This is a genomic window from Streptomyces sp. NPDC002324, from assembly GCF_053593335.1.
In genome coordinates, this window is record NZ_JBSFCF010000003.1 from 14716 (window position 1) to 34781 (window position 20066).

Genomic DNA, 20066 nt, shown 5'->3' on the forward strand with positions numbered 1-20066 from the left:
CTGGTGTCGGAGCCGTCGCGGGCTCCGGCTCAGCTCTCGTCCTCGAGCCAGCCCATGGTCCGCTCGACGGCCTTGAGCCAGCTCTTGTACTCACGGTCGCGGGTCTCCGCGTCCATGCGGGGGGTCCACTCGGCGGCCCGGCGCCAGTTGGCGCGCAGGTCGTCGGTGCTGTTCCAGAAGCCGACGGCGAGACCGGCGGCGTAGGCGGCGCCGAGGCAGGTGGTCTCGGCGACCATCGGGCGCACCACGGGCGCGTCGAGGAAGTCCGAGAGGGTCTGCATCAGCAGGTTGTTGGAGGTCATGCCGCCGTCGACCTTGAGGGCCGCGAGCTCGACGCCCGAGTCCTTGGTCATGGCGTCCGTGATCTCGCGGGTCTGCCAGGCGGTGGCCTCCAGGACGGCGCGCGCGAGGTGCGCCTTGGTGACGTACCGGGTGAGGCCGGCGATCACACCGCGGGCGTCGGAGCGCCAGTAGGGGGCGAACAGGCCGGAGAAGGCCGGTACGAAGTACGCGCCGCCGTTGTCCTCGACCGAGAGCGCGAGGGTCTCGATCTCGGCGGCGGTGGAGATGAGGCCCATCTGGTCGCGCATCCACTGCACCAGCGAACCGGTGACGGCGATCGAGCCCTCCAGCGCGTAGACCGGCTTCTGGTCGCCGATCCGGTAGCCGACCGTGGTCAGCAGGCCGCTGTACGAGTTGATGATCTTCTCACCGGTGTTCAGCAGCATGAACGTGCCGGTGCCGTACGTGGACTTGGCCTCGCCCTCCTCGAAGCAGGTCTGGCCGAACAGGGCCGCCTGCTGGTCGCCGAGCGCGGAGGCGACCGGGATGCCGCCCAGCAGGTCGCCGAGCCGGCCGCCGGTGACCTCGCCGTACACCTCGGCGGAGGAACGGATCTCGGGCAGCATGTTCAGCGGGACGCCGATGGACTCGGCGATCTTGTCGTCCCACTCCAGGGTGTGCAGGTTCATCAGCATGGTGCGGGAGGCGTTGGTGACGTCGGTGTAGTGCTTGCCGCCGTCGACACCGCCCGTCAGGTTCCAGATGACCCAGCTGTCCATGGTGCCGAAGAGGATGTCGCCGGCCTCGGCGCGCTCGCGCAGGCCCTCGACGTTGTCGAGCAGCCAGCGGGCCTTGGGGCCGGCGAAGTACGAGGCCAGCGGCAGGCCCGTCTCGCGGCGGAAGCGGTCCTGGCCGACGTTGCGGCCGAGCTCGCGGCACAGGGCGTCGGTCCGGGTGTCCTGCCAGACGATGGCGTTGTGGACGGGCTCACCGGTGTTCTTGTCCCAGAGCAGCGTGGTCTCGCGCTGGTTGGTGATGCCGATGGCCTTGATGTCGTCGCGTGTGATGCCGGCCTTCTCGATGGCCCCGGCGACGACCTCCTGGACGTTCGTCCAGATCTCGGTGGCGTCGTGCTCGACCCAGCCCGGCTTCGGGAAGATCTGCTCGTGCTCCTTCTGGTCGACGGAGACGATGCGTCCGTCGCGGTCGAAGACGATACAGCGGCTGGAGGTGGTGCCCTGGTCGATGGCGGCGATGAAGGGCCCGGCGGTGTGTGCGTCGGTCACGGTGTGCTCCTGAAAGTTCACTGGGTATGGGGCTGTACGTACGGCGCGTACCGAGTGTTCCGCGGAATCCCGGGTCTCCCGGGACCCGCGGCTCGGCGCTCTCAGGCGAAAGCGACGTTGTAGATGCCTGCAGCGATGGCGGCGCCGATCAGGGGGCCGACCACCGGGACCCAGGCGTAGCCCCAGTCGGAGCCACCCTTGTTGGGCAGGGGCAGAAGGGCGTGCACGATGCGCGGACCGAGGTCACGGGCCGGGTTGATCGCGTAACCGGTCGGGCCACCGAGGGACAGACCGATGGAGACCACGACGAGCGCGGTGATCAGGGCGCCGAGCGTGCCGAGACCCTTGCCGTCGCCGTTCAGGCCCTGGGTCAGGACCGCCAGGACGAGCACGATGGTGCCGATGACCTCGGTGGCGACGTTCTGCCACGCGACGCGGACCTCGGGGCCGGTGGAGAAGATGCCGAGCACCGGGCCGGCGCCCTTCTCCCGGGCCTCGACCGACTTGGTCTTCGCGGCCTCCGCCGGCTCACCGACGATCTCGCGGTCGGTGAGGTGGGCGTGGAACTGGCCGTAGTAGGCGACCCAGACCAGCGCCGCGCCGATCATCGCGCCGAGCAGCTGACCGCCCCAGTAGATCGGGACGTCGCCCCAGGGGATGCCGTCCTTCTTCAGCGCGAGCGCGAGGGTGACGGCCGGGTTGAGGTGGGCGCCGGACAGCGGCGCGGAGGTGTAGACGGCCGTCAGAACGGCGAAACCCCACCCGAAGGTGATGGCGAGCCAACCGGCGTTACGGGCCTTGGAGGCCTTCAGTGTGACGGCCGCGCAGACGCCGCCGCCGAGCAGGATGAGTAGGGCGGTACCTATGGTCTCGCCGATGAAGATGTCGGAGCTGGACACCCGCGACTCCTTTGTCCTTCGTCCAGGGGAAAGAGTTCGGCCCATGGCGTTGTCACACTCTAGCGCGTATTGCCGGTAGGTGTTCGACAATGTCGACCGATGGACGGGAGTCTTGCTTCGGTGTTACGGGTGCGTCAAGAGCTGTGTTGTCGAAAACACGATCGTTATTGATCGAACCGGCCCATCGATCTTGAAAGTGCTGCTAGAGGCCCGTGCGGGCAGGTGGGCGGGGTGGGCGACGGCGCGCGGCGGAGGGTGGCGGCGTGCCCGGCGGAGGGTCGCGGCGCGCGCGGGCGGAGGTCTCGCACGCGCGCGTACAGCGAAGGGTGGGCGCGCCCTGCGGCGAGGAACGGGCACGCGCGCGTACGGCGAAGGCCGGGACACCCGTGGGGGCGTCCCGGCCTTCGCCGTGTCAGGTGGCGGCCGTCAGAACCGTGCCGCGCCCAGGTCGCGCGAGACCGCGCGGGCGCAGTCCCGCACGGCCGCGATCAGCTCGGGGCGCGGCTCGCCCGCACGGCACAGGCGCTCCACGGCGCCGGTGATGCCCACCGCGCCGACGGGCATGCGCCGCCGGTCGTGGATGGGGGCGGCGACGGACGCCACGCCCTCCCAGGTCTCCTCCACGTCGGCCGCGTACCCGCGCGCGCGGGTGAGGTCCAGGACGTTCTCGAAGTCGTCCAGGGCGTGCACGGTCCGGTCGGTGAACGCCTTGCGCTCGGCCTCCAGGACCTCGCTGTGCGCCACCGGGTCGTACGCGGCGAGGACCTTGCCGAGAGCGGTGGAGTGCAGGGGCTGCATGGCCCCTATCTCCAGGACCTGCCGGCTGTCGTCGGGCCGGAAGACGTGGTGCACGATCAGCACGCCCCGCAGGTGCAGCACCCCCAGATGGACGCTCTCGCCGCTGGAGCGGGCCAGGTCGTCCGTCCAGACCAGGGCGCGGGCCCGCAGCTCGTGGACGTCCAGGTAGGTGGTCCCGAGCCGCAGCAGCTCCGCGCCCAACTGGTAGCGCCCGGAGGCGTCGTCCTGTTCGACGAACCCCTCCTGCTGGAGCGTGCGCAGTATGCCGTGGGCGGTGCCCTTGGCGAGGCCCAGCGACGAGGCGATGTCCGACAGGCCGAGCCGCCGCTCGCCGCCCGCGAGCAACCGCAGCATCGCGGCCGCCCGTTCGAGCGACTGGATGTTCCGTGCCATCGCCGTCCTGCCTCCGTCCCCTTCGACCGCCGTACGCGACTGAACTTCCATCGTTCGGCAATGTCGAACACTACCGGTCGTTGCCGACCTCTCGCTAATGGCCGACACCAGCTTTTCGGACACACCTCGTCGCGCGGTGCCGCCCCTGTGCCCATGGGGTGTCCGTCCGGTGCGGGCGCGACGACCGTGTGATCGTGAGGTGTGCGTGTGGTGTCGGAGCGGTGTCCGGCGTTCGTTTCGTCGTCGGAGTAAACCGCACTCGGCCGCGTACGCCACGCCCGTCCGTCCCGTGGACCGCCCTGACCATCCGCGGCGCTGCGGGCTACCCTTGCGGCGTGCGGCTTCCATGGGAGGCCGCAAAGCCGACAGCCGTCGCACTCCAGGGAGCAGCTCCATGGCCTCGTTGCCGAACCCGTCCTCCTCGTCCGCCGCCGCCGGCCGGGCCCGATCCGAGGCCCTGCGTGAGGCCCTCGCCACCCGTGTGGTGGTCGCCGACGGCGCGATGGGCACGATGCTTCAGGCACAGGACCCCACACTGGAGGACTTCGAGCAGCTGGAGGGCTGCAACGAGGTCCTCAACGTCACCCGGCCCGACATCGTCCGCTCGGTGCATTCCGCGTACTTCGACGCGGGCGTGGACTGCGTGGAGACCAACACCTTCGGCGCGAACCTCACCGCCCTGGGCGAGTACGACATCCCCGAACGCACCGCCGAGCTGTCCGAGGCCGGCGCCCGCATCGCCCGCGAGACGGCGGACGAGTTCGCCGCGCGCGACGGCCGCCCGCGCTGGGTGCTGGGCTCGATCGGTCCCGGCACCAAGCTGCCCACCCTCGGCCACACCACCTTCACCGCCATCCGGGACGCCTACCAGCAGAACGCCGAGGGCCTCCTCGCGGGCGGCGCCGACGCCCTGCTGGTGGAGACCACCCAGGACCTGCTGCAGACGAAGGCCTCCGTCATCGCCGCCCGCCGCGCGATGGAGACGGCCGGATACGACGTCCCCCTGATCGTGTCGGTGACGGTCGAGACGACGGGCACCATGTTGCTCGGCTCCGAGATCGGTGCCGCGCTGACGGCGCTGGAGCCCCTGGGCATCGACATGATCGGCCTGAACTGCGCGACCGGCCCCGCGGAGATGAGCGAACATCTGCGCTATCTGGCCCGCCACTCCCGCATCCAGCTGTCCTGCATGCCCAACGCCGGCCTGCCGGTGCTGACCAAGGACGGCGCCCACTACCCGTTGACGGCCCCCGAACTCGCCGACGCGCAGGAGAACTTCGTCCGCGAGTACGGCCTCTCCCTCGTCGGCGGCTGCTGCGGCACCACCCCGGAGCACCTGCGGCAGGTCGTCGAGCGCGTCCGGGAACTCACGCCCACCGCGCGCGCCCCGCGCCCCGAGCCCGGCGCCGCCTCCCTCTACCAGACGGTCCCGTTCCGCCAGGACACCTCGTACATGGCCATCGGCGAGCGGACGAACGCCAACGGTTCGAAGAAGTTCCGTGAGGCGATGCTTCAGGCGCGCTGGGACGACTGTGTGGAGATGGCCCGCGACCAGATCCGCGAGGGCGCCCACATGCTCGACCTCTGCGTCGACTACGTGGGCCGCGACGGCGTCGCCGACATGGCCGAACTCGCCGGCCGCTTCGCCACCGCCTCCACCCTCCCCATCGTCCTGGACTCCACCGAGGTGGACGTGATCCGGGCCGGACTGGAGAAGCTCGGCGGCCGCGCGGTCATCAACTCCGTCAACTACGAGGACGGCGACGGCCCCGAGTCCCGCTTCGCCAAGGTCACCGCGCTGGCCCGGGAGCACGGCGCCGCGCTGATCGCGCTGACCATCGACGAGGAGGGCCAGGCCCGCACTCCCCAGAAGAAGGTCGAGATCGCCGAACGGCTCATCGACGACCTCACCGGCAACTGGGGCATCCACGAGTCGGACATCCTCATCGACACCCTGACCTTCACCATCTGTACCGGCCAGGAGGAGTCCCGGGGGGACGGCATCGCCACCATCGAGGCGATCCGCGAACTCAAGCGCCGCCACCCCGACGTCCAGACGACCCTGGGCCTGTCGAACATCTCCTTCGGCCTCAACCCGGCCGCCCGCATCCTCCTCAACTCGGTCTTCCTCGACGAGTGCGCGAAGGCCGGCCTCGACTCCGCCATCGTGCACGCCTCGAAGATCCTCCCCATCGCCCGCTTCAGCGAGGAGGAGGTGCAGACCGCCCTCGACCTCATCCACGACCGCCGCGCCGAGGGCTACGACCCCCTCCAGAAGCTGATGGCCCTGTTCGAGGGCGCCACCGCCAAGTCCCTGAAGGCCGGCAAGGCCGAGGAACTGGCCGCCCTCCCGCTGGAGGAGCGCCTCAAGCGCCGCATCATCGACGGCGAGAAGAACGGCCTGGAAGCCGACCTCGACGAGGCCCTCCAGACCCGCCCCGCCCTGGACATCGTCAACGACACCCTGCTGGACGGCATGAAGGTCGTCGGCGAACTGTTCGGCTCCGGCCAGATGCAGCTGCCGTTCGTGCTCCAGTCCGCCGAGGTCATGAAGACCGCCGTCGCGCACCTCGAACCGCACATGGAGAAGTCCGACGCCGAGGGCAAGGGCACCATCGTGCTGGCCACCGTCCGCGGCGACGTCCACGACATCGGCAAGAACCTCGTCGACATCATCCTGTCCAACAACGGCTACAACGTCGTCAACCTCGGCATCAAGCAGCCGGTCTCCGCGATCCTCGACGCGGCCAGGGAACACCGGGCCGACGTCATCGGCATGTCCGGCCTCCTGGTCAAGTCCACGGTGATCATGAAGGAGAACCTTCAGGAGCTGAACCAGCGCGGCCTGGCCGCCGACTTCCCGGTGATCCTCGGCGGCGCCGCCCTGACCAGGGCGTATGTCGAGCAGGACCTGCACGAGATCTACGAGGGCGAGGTCCGCTACGCCCGCGACGCCTTCGAGGGCCTGCGCCTGATGGACGCGCTCATCGGCGTCAAGCGCGGCGTCCCCGGTGCGGCCCTGCCCGAGCTGAGGCAGCGCCGGGTACGGGCCACCGCCACCGCCACCGCGGTCGAGGAACGCCCCGAGGAGGGCCACGTCCGCTCCGACGTCGCCACCGACAACCCCGTCCCCACGCCCCCGTTCCGGGGCACCCGCGTCATCAAGGGCATCCAGCTCAAGGAATACGCGACCTGGCTGGACGAGGGCGCCCTCTTCAAGGGCCAGTGGGGCCTCAAGCAGGCCCGCACCGGCGACGGGCCGACCTACGAGGAGCTGGTCGAGACCGAGGGGCGGCCCCGGCTGCGCGGCCTGCTGGACAAGCTGCAGACCGACAACCTCCTCGAAGCGGCCGTCGTCTACGGCTACTTCCCCTGTGTCTCCAAGGACGACGACCTGATCATCCTGGACGACGACGGCAACGAGCGGACCCGGTTCTCCTTCCCGCGCCAGCGCCGGGGCCGCCGGCTGTGCCTGGCCGACTTCTTCCGCCCGGAGGAGTCCGGCGAGACCGATGTGGTCGGCCTCCAGGTCGTCACCGTCGGCTCCCGCATCGGCGAGGAGACCGCCAAGCTCTTCGAGGCCAACTCCTACCGCGACTACCTCGAACTCCACGGCCTGTCCGTGCAGCTCGCCGAGGCCCTCGCCGAGTACTGGCACGCCCGCGTGCGCTCGGAACTGGGCTTCGCCGGGGAGGACCCGGCCGCAATCGAAGACATGTTCGACCTCAAGTACCGGGGCGCCCGCTTCTCCCTCGGCTACGGCGCCTGCCCCGACCTGGAGGACCGCGCCAAGATCGCGGAACTGCTGGAGCCCGAGCGGATCGGCGTCCGGCTCTCGGAGGAGTTCCAGCTCCACCCCGAGCAGTCCACCGACGCGATCGTGATCCATCACCCCGAGGCGAAGTACTTCAACGCCCGGTAGCTCCGCCGGGACGAGCCCGGCCCGGCCGCGGAGCATGAGGGCGGCCGCGGCGCCGTCGTCGCCGGTCGCGGCCCCTGCCGGGCGGGGGCCTGCCGGGCCGCGAGGCGTTTGTCGGCGCGGCGTCGTAGACTGGTCGGTCCACCGCAGGCCGGTTCCCCATCCGGGAACCGGCCTGCTCGTCCCCCAAGGAGGTGCGCCGGATGACCACGACGATTCCCGCGCCAGGAACCCGTACGGCCGAAGGCTCCGCGCTGCAGGCCGTGCTCCTCGACATGGACGGCACCCTGGTGGACACCGAGGGGTTCTGGTGGGACGTGGAGGTGGAGGTCTTCGCCGGCCTCGGCCACGCCCTCGACGACTCCTGGCGCCATGTCGTGGTCGGCGGCCCCATGAGCCGCAGCGCGGGCTTCCTCATCGAGGCCACCGGCGCCGACATCACCCTCCCCGAGCTGAGCGTGCTGCTCAACGACGGCTTCGAGGCCCGCATCGGGCACGCGCTGCCCCTGATGCCCGGCGCCTCCAGACTCCTCGCCGAGCTCGCCGCGCACGACGTCCCCACGGCCCTGGTCTCCGCCTCGCACCGGCGCATCATCGACCGCGTCCTGGCCTCCCTGGGCCCCCAGCACTTCGCCCTGACCGTCGCGGGCGACGAGGTCGAGCGGACCAAGCCGTTCCCCGACCCCTACCTCCTCGCGGCCTCCGGCCTCGGCGCGGAGCCCGCCCGGTGCGCGGTCATCGAGGACACCGCGACCGGTGTCGCCGCCGCCGAGGCCGCCGGCTGCCATGTCGTCGCCGTCCCGTCCGTCGCCCCCATCGCCCCCGCCGTCCGCCGCACCGTCGTGACCTCGCTGGAAGAGGTCGACCTGCCATTTCTGCGCGGTCTGATGGTGACGACGGGCAATTGAAAGCGCAAGGAATTGGGCGATTCCAAGATCGCGAACAGAGCCGGGCACCGGGGAATTCGGTCCGGTCGCAATGACTGAATTCCCGGACCCGGGAACCCCTTTTCGGCTGTGACGTTTGCCACTCCCGTGCGCGTCCGGTACGGCCTCCGGACGTGTCCAAACCCCGCATTCGGGGGAGTTCGACACGTCCTTGTGTCCCGATTGGCGAAGGCTGCACCCAAACATTCCGTGCGCACTACACCGTTTGTGTCCACACCCGGTTCCGCAGCGTGATGGGAACTCAACTCCGGTGCACGCGAGCCTGTTCGGCGCTGCGGGCTAATCTCGACGCGAGAACATCGCCGTACTTCCCGTGACGCGCTCGCACCACCCCGCAGGCACCCGTCCCGGACCACAGCTCTGGAGAAACCGAGCATGAACCGCAAGACCCTGGTGCTGCCGGCCGTGATCGGACTGCTCGCCCCGGTGCTCGCCGCCTGCGGCGCCACCGAAGGCGCGGGCGCGAGCGGCGACGCGATCGTCGTCGGCACCACCGACCGGTTCACCGCCTCGAAGGAGGCCCCGGCCCCGATCGACCCGGCCTACGCCTACGACGTCGGCACGTGGAACATCCTCCGCCAGACCGTCCAGACCCTCCTGGTCCAGCCGCGCGGCGACGGCGAACCGGAACCCGAGGCCGCCTCCCGGTGCTCCTTCACCGACAGCGGCAACGAGCGCTACGCCTGCACGCTGCGCACCGGCCTGAAGTTCGCCGACGGCTCCCCGGTCACCGCCGAGGACGTCAAGTTCTCCATCGACCGCGCCCGCTCCCTCAAGGCCGACAGTGGTGTCTTCGCCCTGCTGTCCACCATCGACCTCGTCGAGACCAAGGGCGACAACGAGGTGATCTTCCACCTCAACAGCCCCGACGCGACCCTCCCGTACAAGCTGTCCACCCCCGTCGCCGGCATCGTCAACCCGGCCGACTACGACAAGGGCAAACTGCGCGACGGCTTCCAGGTCGACGGCTCCGGCCCGTACACCCTGGACGCCGAGGTCGAGAACAACGAGCTGGTCCGGGCCGTGTTCACCAAGAACCCCCACTACAAGGGGCAGTTGGACCCGAAGAACGACAAGGTCGAGCTGCGCTCCTTCGCGGACGCCGACGCCATGGGCAGCGCCCTGAAGGCCGGGGACATCGACCTGATGACCCGCACCATGACGCCCGAGCAGATCACCAAGCTCTCCGAGTCCACCGACAGCGACATCGACGTCATCGAGTCCGCCGGCCTGGAGATCCGCTACCTCGCCTTCAACACCGACGCCGCCCCGGTCAAGAACACCGCCGTCCGCCGTGCCATGGCCGAGGTCATCGACCGCGGCGAACTCGTCGCCAAGGTCTACGGCACCCAGGCCGAACCCCTCTTCTCGCTGGTCCCGGCCGGCATCACCGGCCACTCCAACTCGTTCTTCAACCAGTACGGCGACCCGGACGTCGCCAAGGCGAAGTCGACCCTGCAGAGCGCGGGCGTCACCGCCCCGGTGAAGCTGACCCTCCACTACACGACCGACCACTACGGCTCGGCCACGAAGAAGGAGTTCGAGCTGCTGAAGAAGCAGCTCAACGGCAGCGGCCTGTTCGACGTGACCATCAAGGGCACCCCCTGGTCCACGTTCCGACCCGCCGAGCAGAAGGGCGAGTACGCGGTCTACGGCATGGGCTGGTTCCCGGACTTCCCCGACGCCGACAACTACCTCGCCCCCTTCCTCGACAAGGACAACTTCCTCGGCTCGCCGTACGCCAACAGCGAGATCCGCGGCAAGCTGATCCCCGAGTCCCGCCGAGCGGCCGACCGTCTCACCGCCGCGGGCAGCCTCACCGGCATCCAGGACATCGTCGCCGACGACGTGCCGATCCTCCCGCTGTGGCAGGGCAAGCAGTACGTCGCCGCCCGGGACGACATCACCGGTGCCGAGTACGCCCTCAACGCCGCCTCGACGCTCCAGCTCTGGGAGCTGGGCCGCGGCCGCGGCAACTGACCGGACCTCAACCACCCTCCGGACCAGGGCCCGTCGGCCTCGGGGGAACCCGGAGTGCCCGCAATACACCGACGACACAAGGCATCCATACGTGAACATACGCACCCAGTGGCCCGTCCTGACCATCGCGACAGGGCTGGCCGCCGGCCTGCTGAGCGGTTGCGGCTCCGACTCGGGGGGACCCGGGGACTCAGATTCCGCCATCGTGATGGGGATGTCCGACGACGTCCTGGCCACCGACCCGGCCTCCGGCTACGACCCCGGGTCCTGGCTGCTGTTCAACAACGTCTTCCAGTCGTTGCTGAGCTTCCCCAACGGCGCCACCGAGCCCGAGCCGGACCTCGCCGAGGAGTGCTCCTTCACCGACGGCGGCACCACGGTCTACGAGTGCACCCTCAAGAGCGGCCTGAAGTTCAGCAACGGTGAGGCGCTCACCGCGAAGGACGTCAAGTTCTCCTTCGACCGCATGCTGAAGATCAACGACGACGCCGGCCCCGCGATCATGTTCCCCATGCTCGACAAGGTCGAGACCCCGGACGACAAGACCGTCCGCTTCGACCTCAAGTACGCCGACGCCACCTTCCCCAGCAAGATCGCCTCCGGCGCCGGCTCGATCGTCGACGAGAGCTCCTACGACGCCGACGGACTCCGCGAGGACGGCGAGGCGGTCGGCTCCGGCCCCTACAAGCTGGAGTCCTTCGGCGAGGACGAGGCCGTCTTCACCGTCAACGACAACTACAAGGGCACCGCCGACGTCGAGAACACCGGCGTCACCCTCAGGTTCTTCCACGGCGACCAGGACGCCCTGAAGAAGTCCCTGCTGGAGGGCGACCTCGACGTCACCTACCGCGGCCTCAGCGCCTCCGACATCTCCGACATCGAGACCGACACCTCCACCGCCAACGGCGTCGACATCGTCGACGGCAGCGGCGCCGAGGTCCAGCACCTCGTCTTCAACATGGACGACCCGGTCGCCGGCAAGCTCGGCATCCGCCAGGCCATCGCCCACCTCCTCGACCGGGAGGCCCTCGTCGACGAGGTCTACCAGGGCACCGCCACACCGCTGTACTCGATCATCCCGGCCGGTATCACCGGCCACAACACGGCCTTCTTCGACACCTACGGCGCCCGCCCCTCCACGGACAAGGCCGAGGCCGCCCTCCGCGCCGACGGCATCACCGACAAGGTCGAGCTGACCCTCTGGTCCACCCCCTCGCGCTACGGCCCCTCCACCGACCAGGAGTTGAAGGCCATCGCGAAGCAGCTCAACGACAGCGGCCTGTTCGACGCCGACGTCAAATCCGTCGCCTTCGCCCAGTACGAGAAGGACATCGCCGCCGGCAAGTACGGCGTGTACGTGAAGGGCTGGGTCCCCGACTACCCGGACCCCGACAACTTCACCGGCCCCTTCTTCGGCAAGGGCAACGTGCTGGACAACAACTACAGCAACAACAGCATCACCGGTGAACTCCTCCCCAAGACCGCCGCCGAGAGCGAGCGCTCCGCCACGGAGAAGGAGTACGCCGAACTGCAGAACATCGTCGCCACCGACGTCCCCCTCCTCCCCATCTGGCAGGCCAAGCAGTACGCCGTCGTCGGCGACGACGTCTACGGCCTGGAGTACTGCCTGGACGCCTCCACCGTCTTCCGCTTCTGGGAGCTCAGCAAGGGCTGACGCCACACGGCCGCACACACCGAGGGCGCCCTCTTCCGACGAAGAGGGCGCCCTCGGCGCGTGAACACGATGCGCGATGCCTACTGCGCGCCGGGGCGCACCAGCCCGCTCTCGTACGCGTACACCGCCGCCTGCACCCGGTCGCGCAGCCCCAGCTTGGTCAGCACATGACCCACATGCGTCTTCACCGTGGTCTCGCTGACGAACAGGTCGGCGGCGATCTCCGCGTTCGACAGACCCCGGGCCACCAGCTTCAGCACCTCGACCTCACGGTCGGTCAGCGTGTGCAGGGTGTCCGGCACCGGCTCGTCGCCCGACGGCAGATGCTCCGCGTACTTGTCCAGCAGCCGGCGCGTGATGCTCGGCGCGAGCATCGCCTCGCCGCCCGCCACCACCCGGATCGCCTGCACCAGCTCATTGGCCGGCGCGTCCTTCAGCAGGAACCCGCTGGCACCCGCCCGCAGCGCCTCCACCACGTACTCGTCCAGGTCGAACGTCGTCAGGACCAGCACCTTCGCCGGCCCGTCCCGCCCGGGGCCGGTGATCTGCCGCGTCGCCTCCACCCCGTCCATCCTGGGCATACGGATGTCCATCAGCACCACATCGGGCTGCAGCGCCCGCACCTGGTCGAGTGCCTGCAGACCGTCACCGGCCTCCCCGACGACCGCGATGTCCTGCTCCGCCTCCAGAATCATCCGGAAGCCGGTACGCAGCAGCGGCTGGTCGTCGACCAGTAGGACCCGGACGGCCACGAAAGTCTCCTTCGCTAGAGCCTGATACGGGATCAGACCGGCTTCGGGCCCCCCGGCCCGGGCCTGATCCACCGAAGACCCTAGTCCGGCCCCATTCTGCCCTGCCCGTCGACGCCCGACTCGGGCGACCTCACCTGAAGGATCTGCAGGGGGTACGGCGGGGGAGTGCCCCCGAACTCCGGACACACCGACCGGTGGTCGCACCAGCCGCACAGCTTCGTCGGCCGGGGCCGCCACTCACCGCTCTCCGTGGCCACCCGGATCGCCTCCCACAGCGCGAGCAGCTTGCGCTCCACCCGCTCCAGATCCGCGATCACCGGGTCGTACGTCAGCACGTCACCGCTGCCCAGATAGACCAGCTGCAGCCGGCGCGGCACCACCCGCTTCAGCCGCCACACCACCAGCGCGTAGAACTTCATCTGGAACAGCGCGCCCTCGGCGTACTCCGGACGGGGCGCCTTGCCCGTCTTGTAGTCGACGATCCGCACCTCCCCGGTGGGCGCCACATCCACCCGGTCGATGATCCCGCGCAGCCTGAGCCCCGACTCCAGCTCCGCCTCCACGAACAACTCCCGCTCGGCGGGCTCCAGGCGCGTCGGGTCCTCCAGCGTGAACCAGCGCTCCACCAGCTGCTCGGCCTCGGCCAGCCAGCGCGCCAGCCGCTCACCCTCCGCGTCGTCCGCGAACAGCTCCACGACCTCCGGCCGGGTCTCCCGCAGCCGGTCCCACTGCCCCGGCACCAGCGACCTGGCCCGCGGCGCCGTCCGCTCCGCCGCCGGCGCGTCGAAGAGTCTCTCCAGCACCGCGTGCACCAGCGTGCCGCGCGTCGCCGCCTCGCTCGGCTTCTCGGGCAGCCGGTCGATCACCCGGAACCGGTACAGCAGCGGACACTGCATGAAGTCACTGGCCCGCGACGGCGACAGCGAGGCAGGCGGCGCGGCGGCCCGCACGGCGGGACGGCCGTCCTCGCCGCCCACGGGGACGGGGCCGGTGCCGTCGGTGCTGGTTTCCATGACCTCAGACCATACGGCCCACCACTGACAGTGACAGCCACCGGGCCGCACCGCCCCAGGCCGGCGCCCCGCACCCCGACGCCCGTGTGCCCGATGCGACGCGGGGGAGAACAGAGGGGTGCCGGGGCGGAACGTGCCCCGGCGACCGCATAGCATCGACCGCAGACCCTTCCGCCCGGCCACCGGGCGCGGAAGACGCTTCGAACGAGGGGACATCGTGGAGACGAGCGGCGGGAGCGGACAGCCGCGGTCCGACAGCGACGAGGCGCCCGAGCGCGCACACCGCGACGCGACCGAGCCACCGGCCGAGAACGACGCCCCCACCCCGGCCCCGCACACCCCCGACGAACCGTCCACCCCCGCCGACACCCCCGGAGCACAAGCCCCCGAGCGGCCCGACGCACCCGAAACACCGGACGCCTCCCGACCCACCGGCGAGCCCGACGAACAGCACCCCGCCGAAGAACCCACCGCCGCCCGGCCCCCAGGCGACCCCGCGAACCCCACGCCCCCACCCACCGCGGACGAACCGCCGACGGACCCGGCGACTCCCGCCGACCCGATCGGCCCGGTCGACCTCGACAAGGCGCCGGAGGACGAACAGGAGCGCACGGCGGCCTTCGCACGCCCCGAAGCCCCCACGGACGCCGCACCCAAACCTCCCGCACGCCCCAAGGAGCCCGGCGGCGGCATCCTCATGGGCCGCCCCTTCGGCGTCCCGGTCTACGTCGCCCCCAGCTGGTTCCTCGTCGCAGCCCTCATCACCTGGGTCTTCGGCGGCCAGCTCGACCGCGTCCTGCCCGAACTCGGCGCCGCCCGCTACCTCGTCGCCCTCTTCTTCGCCGTCGCCTTCTACGCCTCCGTCCTCGTCCACGAACTCGCCCACACCATCGCCGCCCTGCGCTACAAACTGCCGGTACGCCGCATCCAGCTCCAGTTCTTCGGCGGCGTCTCGGAGATCGAGAAGGAGTCCGAGACCCCCGGCCGCGAATTCGTCCTCGCCTTCGTCGGCCCCCTGCTCTCCCTCGTCCTCGCGGGCGTCTTCTACCTCGCCCTGCTCGCCGTCGAACCGGGTACCGTCCCCGGCGTCCTGCTCGCCGGCCTGATGGCCTCCAACCTGATCGTGGCCGCGTTCAACCTGCTCCCCGGCCTGCCCCTCGACGGCGGACGCATGCTCCGCGCCGTCGTCTGGAAGATCACCGGCAAACCCATGAGCGGCACCATCGCCGCCGCCTGGGTCGGCCGCGCCCTCGCCGTCTCCGTCCTCATCGGACTGCCGCTCCTCACCCAGTCCGGCCTGCTCGGCTCCGCCGCCGAGGACAGCGTCGGCATGGACACCGTCCTCGACGCCCTGCTCGCAGCGATCCTCGCCGCGATCATCTGGACCGGCGCCGGCAACAGCCTCCGCATGGCACGCCTGCGCGAACACCTGCCCGAACTCCAGGCCCGCGCCCTCACCCGCCGCGCCGTCCCCGTCGAAACCGACACCCCCCTGTCCGAAGCCCTGCGCCGCGCCAACGAGGCCGGCGCCCGCGCCCTCGTCGTCGTCGACCCCGACGGCGAACCCCTCTCCCTCGTCCGCGAGGCCGCCATCGTCGGCGTACCCGAACACCGCCGCCCCTGGGTCGCCGTCAGCGGCCTCGCCCAGGACCTCACCGACGGCATGCGCGTCTCCGCCGAACTGGCGGGCGAAGAACTCCTCGACGCCCTCCGCGCCGCCCCCGCCACCGAGTACCTGGTGGTCGAGGACTCCGGCGAGATCTACGGAGTCCTCTCGGCCGCCGACGTGGAACGCGCCTTCGTCAAGGCGATGGCACGGCCCAGCTGAACTCCCCGCGACCATGGTCGGCGCGCTCCCCGGGGACCGGTAGGCTGGTCACATGTCCGAACCGACCGGTGCCGCCCGCCGTCGCGGGCCCTTCAAGGTCGGGGACCAGGTTCAGCTGACCGACCCCAAGGGCCGCCACTACACGTTCACGCTCGAAGCCGGAAAGAACTTTCACACCCACAAAGGTTCCTTCCCGCACGACGAGCTGATCGGCGCACCCGAGGGCAGCGTTGTCCGCACCACCGGAAACGTCGCCTACCTCGCGCTGCGCCCCCTGCTCCCCGACTACGTCCTGTCCATGCCCCGCGGCGCCGCCGTGGTCTACCCCAAGGACGCGGGGCAGATCCTCGCCTTCGCCGACATCTTCCCCGGCGCCCGCGTCGTCGAGGCCGGAGTCGGCTCCGGCTCGCTCAGCAGCTTCCTGCTGCGCGCCATCGGCGACCAGGGCATGCTGCACAGCTACGAGCGCCGCGAGGACTTCGCCGAGATCGCGCAGGCCAACGTGGAGCGCTACTTCGGCGGCCCCCACCCCGCCTGGCAGCTCACCGTCGGCGACCTCCAGGACAACCTGAGCGACACCGAGGTCGACCGCGTCGTCCTCGACATGCTCGCCCCCTGGGAGTGCCTGGAAGCCGTCTCCAAGGCCCTCGTCCCCGGCGGCATCGTCTGCTGCTACGTGGCGACCACCACCCAGCTCGCCCGGACCGTCGAGTCCATCCGCGAGATCGGCTGCTTCAACGAGCCGAGCGCCTGGGAGTCGATGGTCCGCAACTGGCACATCGAGGGCCTCGCCGTCCGCCCCGACCACCGCATGATCGGCCACACCGGCTTCCTGCTCACCGCCCGCCGCCTCGCCGACGGCGTCGAGCCCCCCATGCGCCGCCGCCGCCCCTCCAAGGGCTCCTACGGCGAGGACTACTCCGGTCCCAACGCCGACGGCGGCGCCGGCCGCTGAACCACCACCCACCCGGACGGGCGGCCCACGCCGCCCACCCCGGTGCCGTGGACGGCCGCCCACCGCGGACAACGCGCCCCTGACATGCCCGAGTTCCCGGCAGCGCCCGCGAACTCGGGCACAGCGCTCCGCCGTTGCCACGCCATCGGAAAGCCGCGGGAACCATCCACCCCGCCGTTCCACCCCACTGTGACGTGTGGCACCATGCGGGTCACCCCCACCGGCACAGCACCCCCAGGAGACGCTCCTAGTGCAGCAATCCGCCGTCCCGGAACTGGCACACGCACACACCCGCCCCATCCACTGGCTCGCCACGGCCACCGCCCTCGCCGGCGTCGTCGCCCTGTCGTCCGCCCTCCAGCCCGACGCGGCACGAGCGGCCCAGCCCACCCCGAAGGCGAACCCCGCCCCGGCCGCCGTGGCCGCCCCCGATCCCACCGAGGCGGACCTCCCCCTCGACTGCGGACCCGTCGGCATCGTCGTGAAGAAGCAGGCCTCCGGAGACCTCGACGCGGACGGCCGCCCCGAAACCGTGGCCGTCGTGCACTGCGACGCCAGCATGGGAACCCCGCCCGACGGCGTCTACGTCCTCACCCGCTCCACCGACGCCGCGCGGCCCCGTGTCGTCGCCACCCTCGTGAACCCCAAGGACCGCGAGACGGTGTCCGACTTCGCCGTCCGGGACGCCGCCGTCACCGCCACCCTGCACGGCTACTCGTCGGCCGACGTACCCAACTGCTGCCCCGACGTCATCGACCCCGTCAAGTGGCAGTGGAAGAACGGGGCGTTCGTACGCTCGACGCCCGCCGGAACACAAAACGTCTGACATCGCCCACCTCGGGCGAACGGGAAGTGATCACCCGGCAAACCCGCTGTGAGAAAGCAGACACGCGGCGACGCGGAGTACCGGGTGGGTCACTCCGCGTCAGGACCGAACACCTCGACCCTGTCCGAAACGCGACGTACATGAATGCACTCGCCCGGACACTCCTTCGCGGAGTCCACCACATCCGTGAGAAGCGGCAGCGGAACGGGCGTTGTCGCCCCCGGAGCCTGCAACAACTCCTCACCCGGGCTCTTCACATAGGCCAGCCCGTCGATGTCCAGCTCGAACACCTCGGGCGCGTACTGGACGCAGATACCGTCGCCGGTGCAGAGGTCCTGGTCGATCCAGACCTCGAGCGCCTCGCCCTCGGCCCCGGCCTCCTGCTGCACGGTCATCTCTCCAGTCCCCTCGATCGTCGTCTCCACCGCCGAGCCGTTCGGGAACGATGCAGACTCCGACGGGTGTTGAACACTTCGACCCTACCCGGGGCGGCTTCCCAATCATGTTCGGTGGGTATTCCCCTGGCGTGAGGGAGAGCGCAAGGGTGAAGATCGGACACACCCCGACCGTCTTTGTGATCTAGGGGTTTCAATCGACACCCACCCAGGTAGGGTCTGGAAGCGTCCAGCTCCCCTTGGAGGAGGTGAGGACCGTGGCAGCCCACGACGACGACATGAACCGCGGCATCCGCCCGGGACGAGGGTCCGACGACCCGTCCGGGCAGATTGCCTACCTTGAGCAGGAGATCGCCGTCCTGCGACGCAAGCTCGCCGACTCTCCGCGACACACGAGGATTCTCGAAGAGCGGATCGTCGAGCTGCAGACCAATCTGGCCGGCGTGTCCGCACAGAACGAGCGGCTCGCCAACACCCTCCGTGAGGCCCGCGACCAGATCGTGGCCCTCAAGGAGGAAGTCGACCGGCTCGCACAGCCGCCGGCCGGCTTCGGTGTCTTCCTCACGGCGAACGAGGACGGCACGGCCGACATCTTCACCGGAGGCCGAAAACTCCGCGTGAACGTCAGCCCCAGCGTCGACCTGGAAGAGCTCCGGCGAGGCCAGGAAGTGATGCTCAACGAAGCTCTCAACGTGGTCGAGGCCATGGAGTACGAGAGCGTCGGCGACATCGTCACCCTCAAGGAGATCCTCGAGGACGGCGAGCGCGCACTGGTACAGGGGCACACCGACGAGGAACGGGTGGTGCGGCTCGCCGAGCCACTGCTGGACATCACCATCCGCCCCGGCGACGCCCTCCTGCTCGAACCCCGCTCCGGCTACGTCTACGAGGTCGTGCCCAAGAGCGAGGTCGAGGAACTCGTCCTCGAAGAGGTCCCCGACATCGGGTACGAGCAGATCGGTGGCCTCGGCAACCAGATCGAGATGATCCGCGACGCGGTCGAGCTCCCCTACCTCTACCCGGACCTGTTCAAGGAGCACGAACTGCGCCCGCCCAAGGGTGTCCTGCTCTACGGACCCCCCGGATGCGGAAAGACGCTCATCGCCAAGGCCGTGGCCAACTCACTGGCCAAAAAGGTCGCCGAAGTCACCGGCCAGGCCCAGGGCAAGAGCTTCTTCCTCAACATCAAGGGCCCGGAGCTCCTCAACAAGTACGTCGGCGAGACCGAGCGGCAGATCCGCCTCGTCTTCCAGCGTGCGAGGGAGAAGGCCAGCGAGGGCACACCCGTCATCGTCTTCTTCGACGAGATGGAATCCCTCTTCCGCACCCGCGGCTCCGGCGTCAGCTCGGACGTGGAGAACACCATCGTCCCGCAGCTGCTCGCCGAGATCGACGGCGTGGAAGGCCTGCAGAACGTCGTGGTCATCGGCGCCTCCAACCGTGAGGACATGATCGACCCCGCCATCCTGCGCCCCGGCCGGCTCGACGTGAAGATCAAGATCGAGCGTCCGGACGCCGAAGCGGCCAAGGACATCTTCCAGAAGTACCTCACCGAGCGTCTCCCGCTCCACACGGACGACCTCGGCGAACACGGCGGCTCCAAGACCACCACCGTCCAGAGCATGATCCAGACGGCAGTGGAACACATGTACGCCGAGTCCGAGGAAAACCGCTTCCTGGAAGTCACCTACGCCAACGGAGACAAGGAAGTCCTCTACTTCAAGGACTTCAACTCCGGCGCCATGATCGAGAACATCGTCGGCCGCGCCAAGAAAATGGCCATCAAGGACTTCCTCGACAAGAACCAGAAGGGCCTCCGCGTCTCCCACCTCCTCCAGGCCTGCGTGGACGAGTTCAAGGAGAACGAGGACCTGCCCAACACCACCAACCCGGACGACTGGGCCCGAATCTCCGGAAAGAAGGGCGAACGGATCGTCTACATCCGTACGCTGATCACCGGAAAGCAGGGCGCCGACACCGGACGCTCCATCGACACGGTGGCGAACACCGGACAGTACCTGTAAAACACAGGGCGGCTGCGGGTGCCCTCAGTGGGTACCCGCAGCCGACTGTTTTCCAGGCACCAGCCGGAGCGAGGCAATGACGCAAATGATCTCC

14 protein-coding genes are annotated in these 20066 nt (G+C 69.7%); 8 read left to right on the forward strand and 6 right to left on the reverse strand.

Features of this window, described 5'->3' with window-relative positions; translation table 11 throughout:
• Positions 1–29: 29 nt before the first annotated feature.
• The 3 genes from glpK to ACWCRJ_RS06170 all read right to left on the reverse strand — a co-directional run bounded on the left by glpK (position 30) and on the right by ACWCRJ_RS06170 (position 3658).
• The gene (gene glpK, locus ACWCRJ_RS06160) at positions 30–1568 is read right to left on the reverse strand and encodes a glycerol kinase GlpK (protein ID WP_450938182.1); all 1539 of its coding nucleotides are present in this window, start codon (positions 1566–1568) and stop codon (positions 30–32) included.
• Positions 1569–1669: 101 nt separating this feature from the next.
• Positions 1670–2467, reverse strand: coding sequence for an MIP/aquaporin family protein (locus ACWCRJ_RS06165; protein WP_450938183.1), 798 nt, complete (start codon positions 2465–2467; stop codon positions 1670–1672).
• A gap of 426 nt (positions 2468–2893) precedes the next feature.
• Positions 2894–3658, reverse strand: coding sequence for an IclR family transcriptional regulator (locus ACWCRJ_RS06170; RefSeq protein WP_450938184.1), 765 nt, complete (start codon positions 3656–3658; stop codon positions 2894–2896).
• Positions 3659–4052: 394 nt separating this feature from the next.
• Here ACWCRJ_RS06170 and metH point away from each other — a divergent pair, with 394 nt between their 5' ends.
• From metH to ACWCRJ_RS06190, 4 genes are all read left to right on the forward strand, one after another.
• Positions 4053–7580, forward strand: coding sequence for a methionine synthase (gene metH, locus ACWCRJ_RS06175; protein ID WP_450938185.1), 3528 nt, complete (start codon positions 4053–4055; stop codon positions 7578–7580).
• Positions 7581–7780: 200 nt separating this feature from the next.
• The gene (locus ACWCRJ_RS06180) at positions 7781–8485 is read left to right on the forward strand and encodes an HAD family hydrolase (RefSeq protein WP_450938186.1); all 705 of its coding nucleotides are present in this window, start codon (positions 7781–7783) and stop codon (positions 8483–8485) included.
• 414 nt (positions 8486–8899) lie between these two features.
• On the forward strand, positions 8900–10504 hold the full coding sequence (locus ACWCRJ_RS06185) for an ABC transporter substrate-binding protein (protein ID WP_450938187.1): 1605 nt from the start codon (positions 8900–8902) through the stop codon (positions 10502–10504).
• 91 nt (positions 10505–10595) lie between these two features.
• On the forward strand, positions 10596–12179 hold the full coding sequence (locus ACWCRJ_RS06190) for an ABC transporter substrate-binding protein (RefSeq protein WP_450938188.1): 1584 nt from the start codon (positions 10596–10598) through the stop codon (positions 12177–12179).
• 80 nt (positions 12180–12259) lie between these two features.
• Here ACWCRJ_RS06190 and ACWCRJ_RS06195 read toward each other — a convergent pair whose 3' ends face one another.
• Positions 12260–12931 (reverse strand): response regulator, encoded by a 672-nt coding sequence (locus ACWCRJ_RS06195; protein ID WP_005485214.1) that lies wholly within the window; start codon positions 12929–12931, stop codon positions 12260–12262.
• An 80-nt stretch (positions 12932–13011) separates the two neighbouring features.
• Positions 13012–13944 carry a RecB family exonuclease gene (locus ACWCRJ_RS06200; RefSeq protein ID WP_450938189.1) on the reverse strand — a complete coding sequence of 311 codons (933 nt, stop codon included), beginning with the start codon at positions 13942–13944 and terminating at the stop codon, positions 13012–13014.
• Between the two features lie 217 nt (positions 13945–14161).
• Here ACWCRJ_RS06200 and ACWCRJ_RS06205 point away from each other — a divergent pair, with 217 nt between their 5' ends.
• From ACWCRJ_RS06205 to ACWCRJ_RS06215, 3 genes are all read left to right on the forward strand, one after another.
• Positions 14162–15772: a site-2 protease family protein gene (locus ACWCRJ_RS06205; RefSeq protein WP_450938190.1), complete on the forward strand. Its 1611-nt coding sequence runs from the start codon at positions 14162–14164 to the stop codon at positions 15770–15772.
• Between the two features lie 52 nt (positions 15773–15824).
• The gene (locus ACWCRJ_RS06210) at positions 15825–16727 is read left to right on the forward strand and encodes a tRNA (adenine-N1)-methyltransferase (protein WP_450938191.1); all 903 of its coding nucleotides are present in this window, start codon (positions 15825–15827) and stop codon (positions 16725–16727) included.
• 250 nt (positions 16728–16977) lie between these two features.
• Entirely contained in the window at positions 16978–17553 is a 576-nt protein-coding gene (locus tag ACWCRJ_RS06215; protein WP_450938192.1) for a hypothetical protein, read from the forward strand.
• An 89-nt stretch (positions 17554–17642) separates the two neighbouring features.
• Here the strand turns inward: ACWCRJ_RS06215 and ACWCRJ_RS06220 are convergent, their stop codons facing one another.
• Positions 17643–17948 (reverse strand): ferredoxin, encoded by a 306-nt coding sequence (locus ACWCRJ_RS06220; RefSeq protein WP_028796671.1) that lies wholly within the window; start codon positions 17946–17948, stop codon positions 17643–17645.
• 257 nt (positions 17949–18205) lie between these two features.
• On the opposite strand from ACWCRJ_RS06220, the gene arc reads away from it, so the two are divergent.
• Positions 18206–19972: a proteasome ATPase gene (arc, locus tag ACWCRJ_RS06225; protein ID WP_046918633.1), complete on the forward strand. Its 1767-nt coding sequence runs from the start codon at positions 18206–18208 to the stop codon at positions 19970–19972.
• Positions 19973–20066 lie beyond the last annotated feature (94 nt).

What these genes read in the sequence shown, in the direction of transcription:
- ACWCRJ_RS06200 (WP_450938189.1), bottom strand. Translation starts at nt 13,944, where the DNA reads ATGGAAACCAGCACCGACGGCACCGGCCCCGTCCCCGTGGGCGGCGAG.
- ACWCRJ_RS06185 (WP_450938187.1), top strand. Translation starts at nt 8,900, where the DNA reads ATGAACCGCAAGACCCTGGTGCTGCCGGCCGTGATCGGACTGCTCGCC.
- ACWCRJ_RS06210 (WP_450938191.1), top strand. Translation starts at nt 15,825, where the DNA reads ATGTCCGAACCGACCGGTGCCGCCCGCCGTCGCGGGCCCTTCAAGGTC.
- ACWCRJ_RS06170 (WP_450938184.1), bottom strand. Translation starts at nt 3,658, where the DNA reads ATGGCACGGAACATCCAGTCGCTCGAACGGGCGGCCGCGATGCTGCGG.
- ACWCRJ_RS06220 (WP_028796671.1), bottom strand. Translation starts at nt 17,948, where the DNA reads ATGACCGTGCAGCAGGAGGCCGGGGCCGAGGGCGAGGCGCTCGAGGTC.
- ACWCRJ_RS06180 (WP_450938186.1), top strand. Translation starts at nt 7,781, where the DNA reads ATGACCACGACGATTCCCGCGCCAGGAACCCGTACGGCCGAAGGCTCC.
- metH (WP_450938185.1), top strand. Translation starts at nt 4,053, where the DNA reads ATGGCCTCGTTGCCGAACCCGTCCTCCTCGTCCGCCGCCGCCGGCCGG.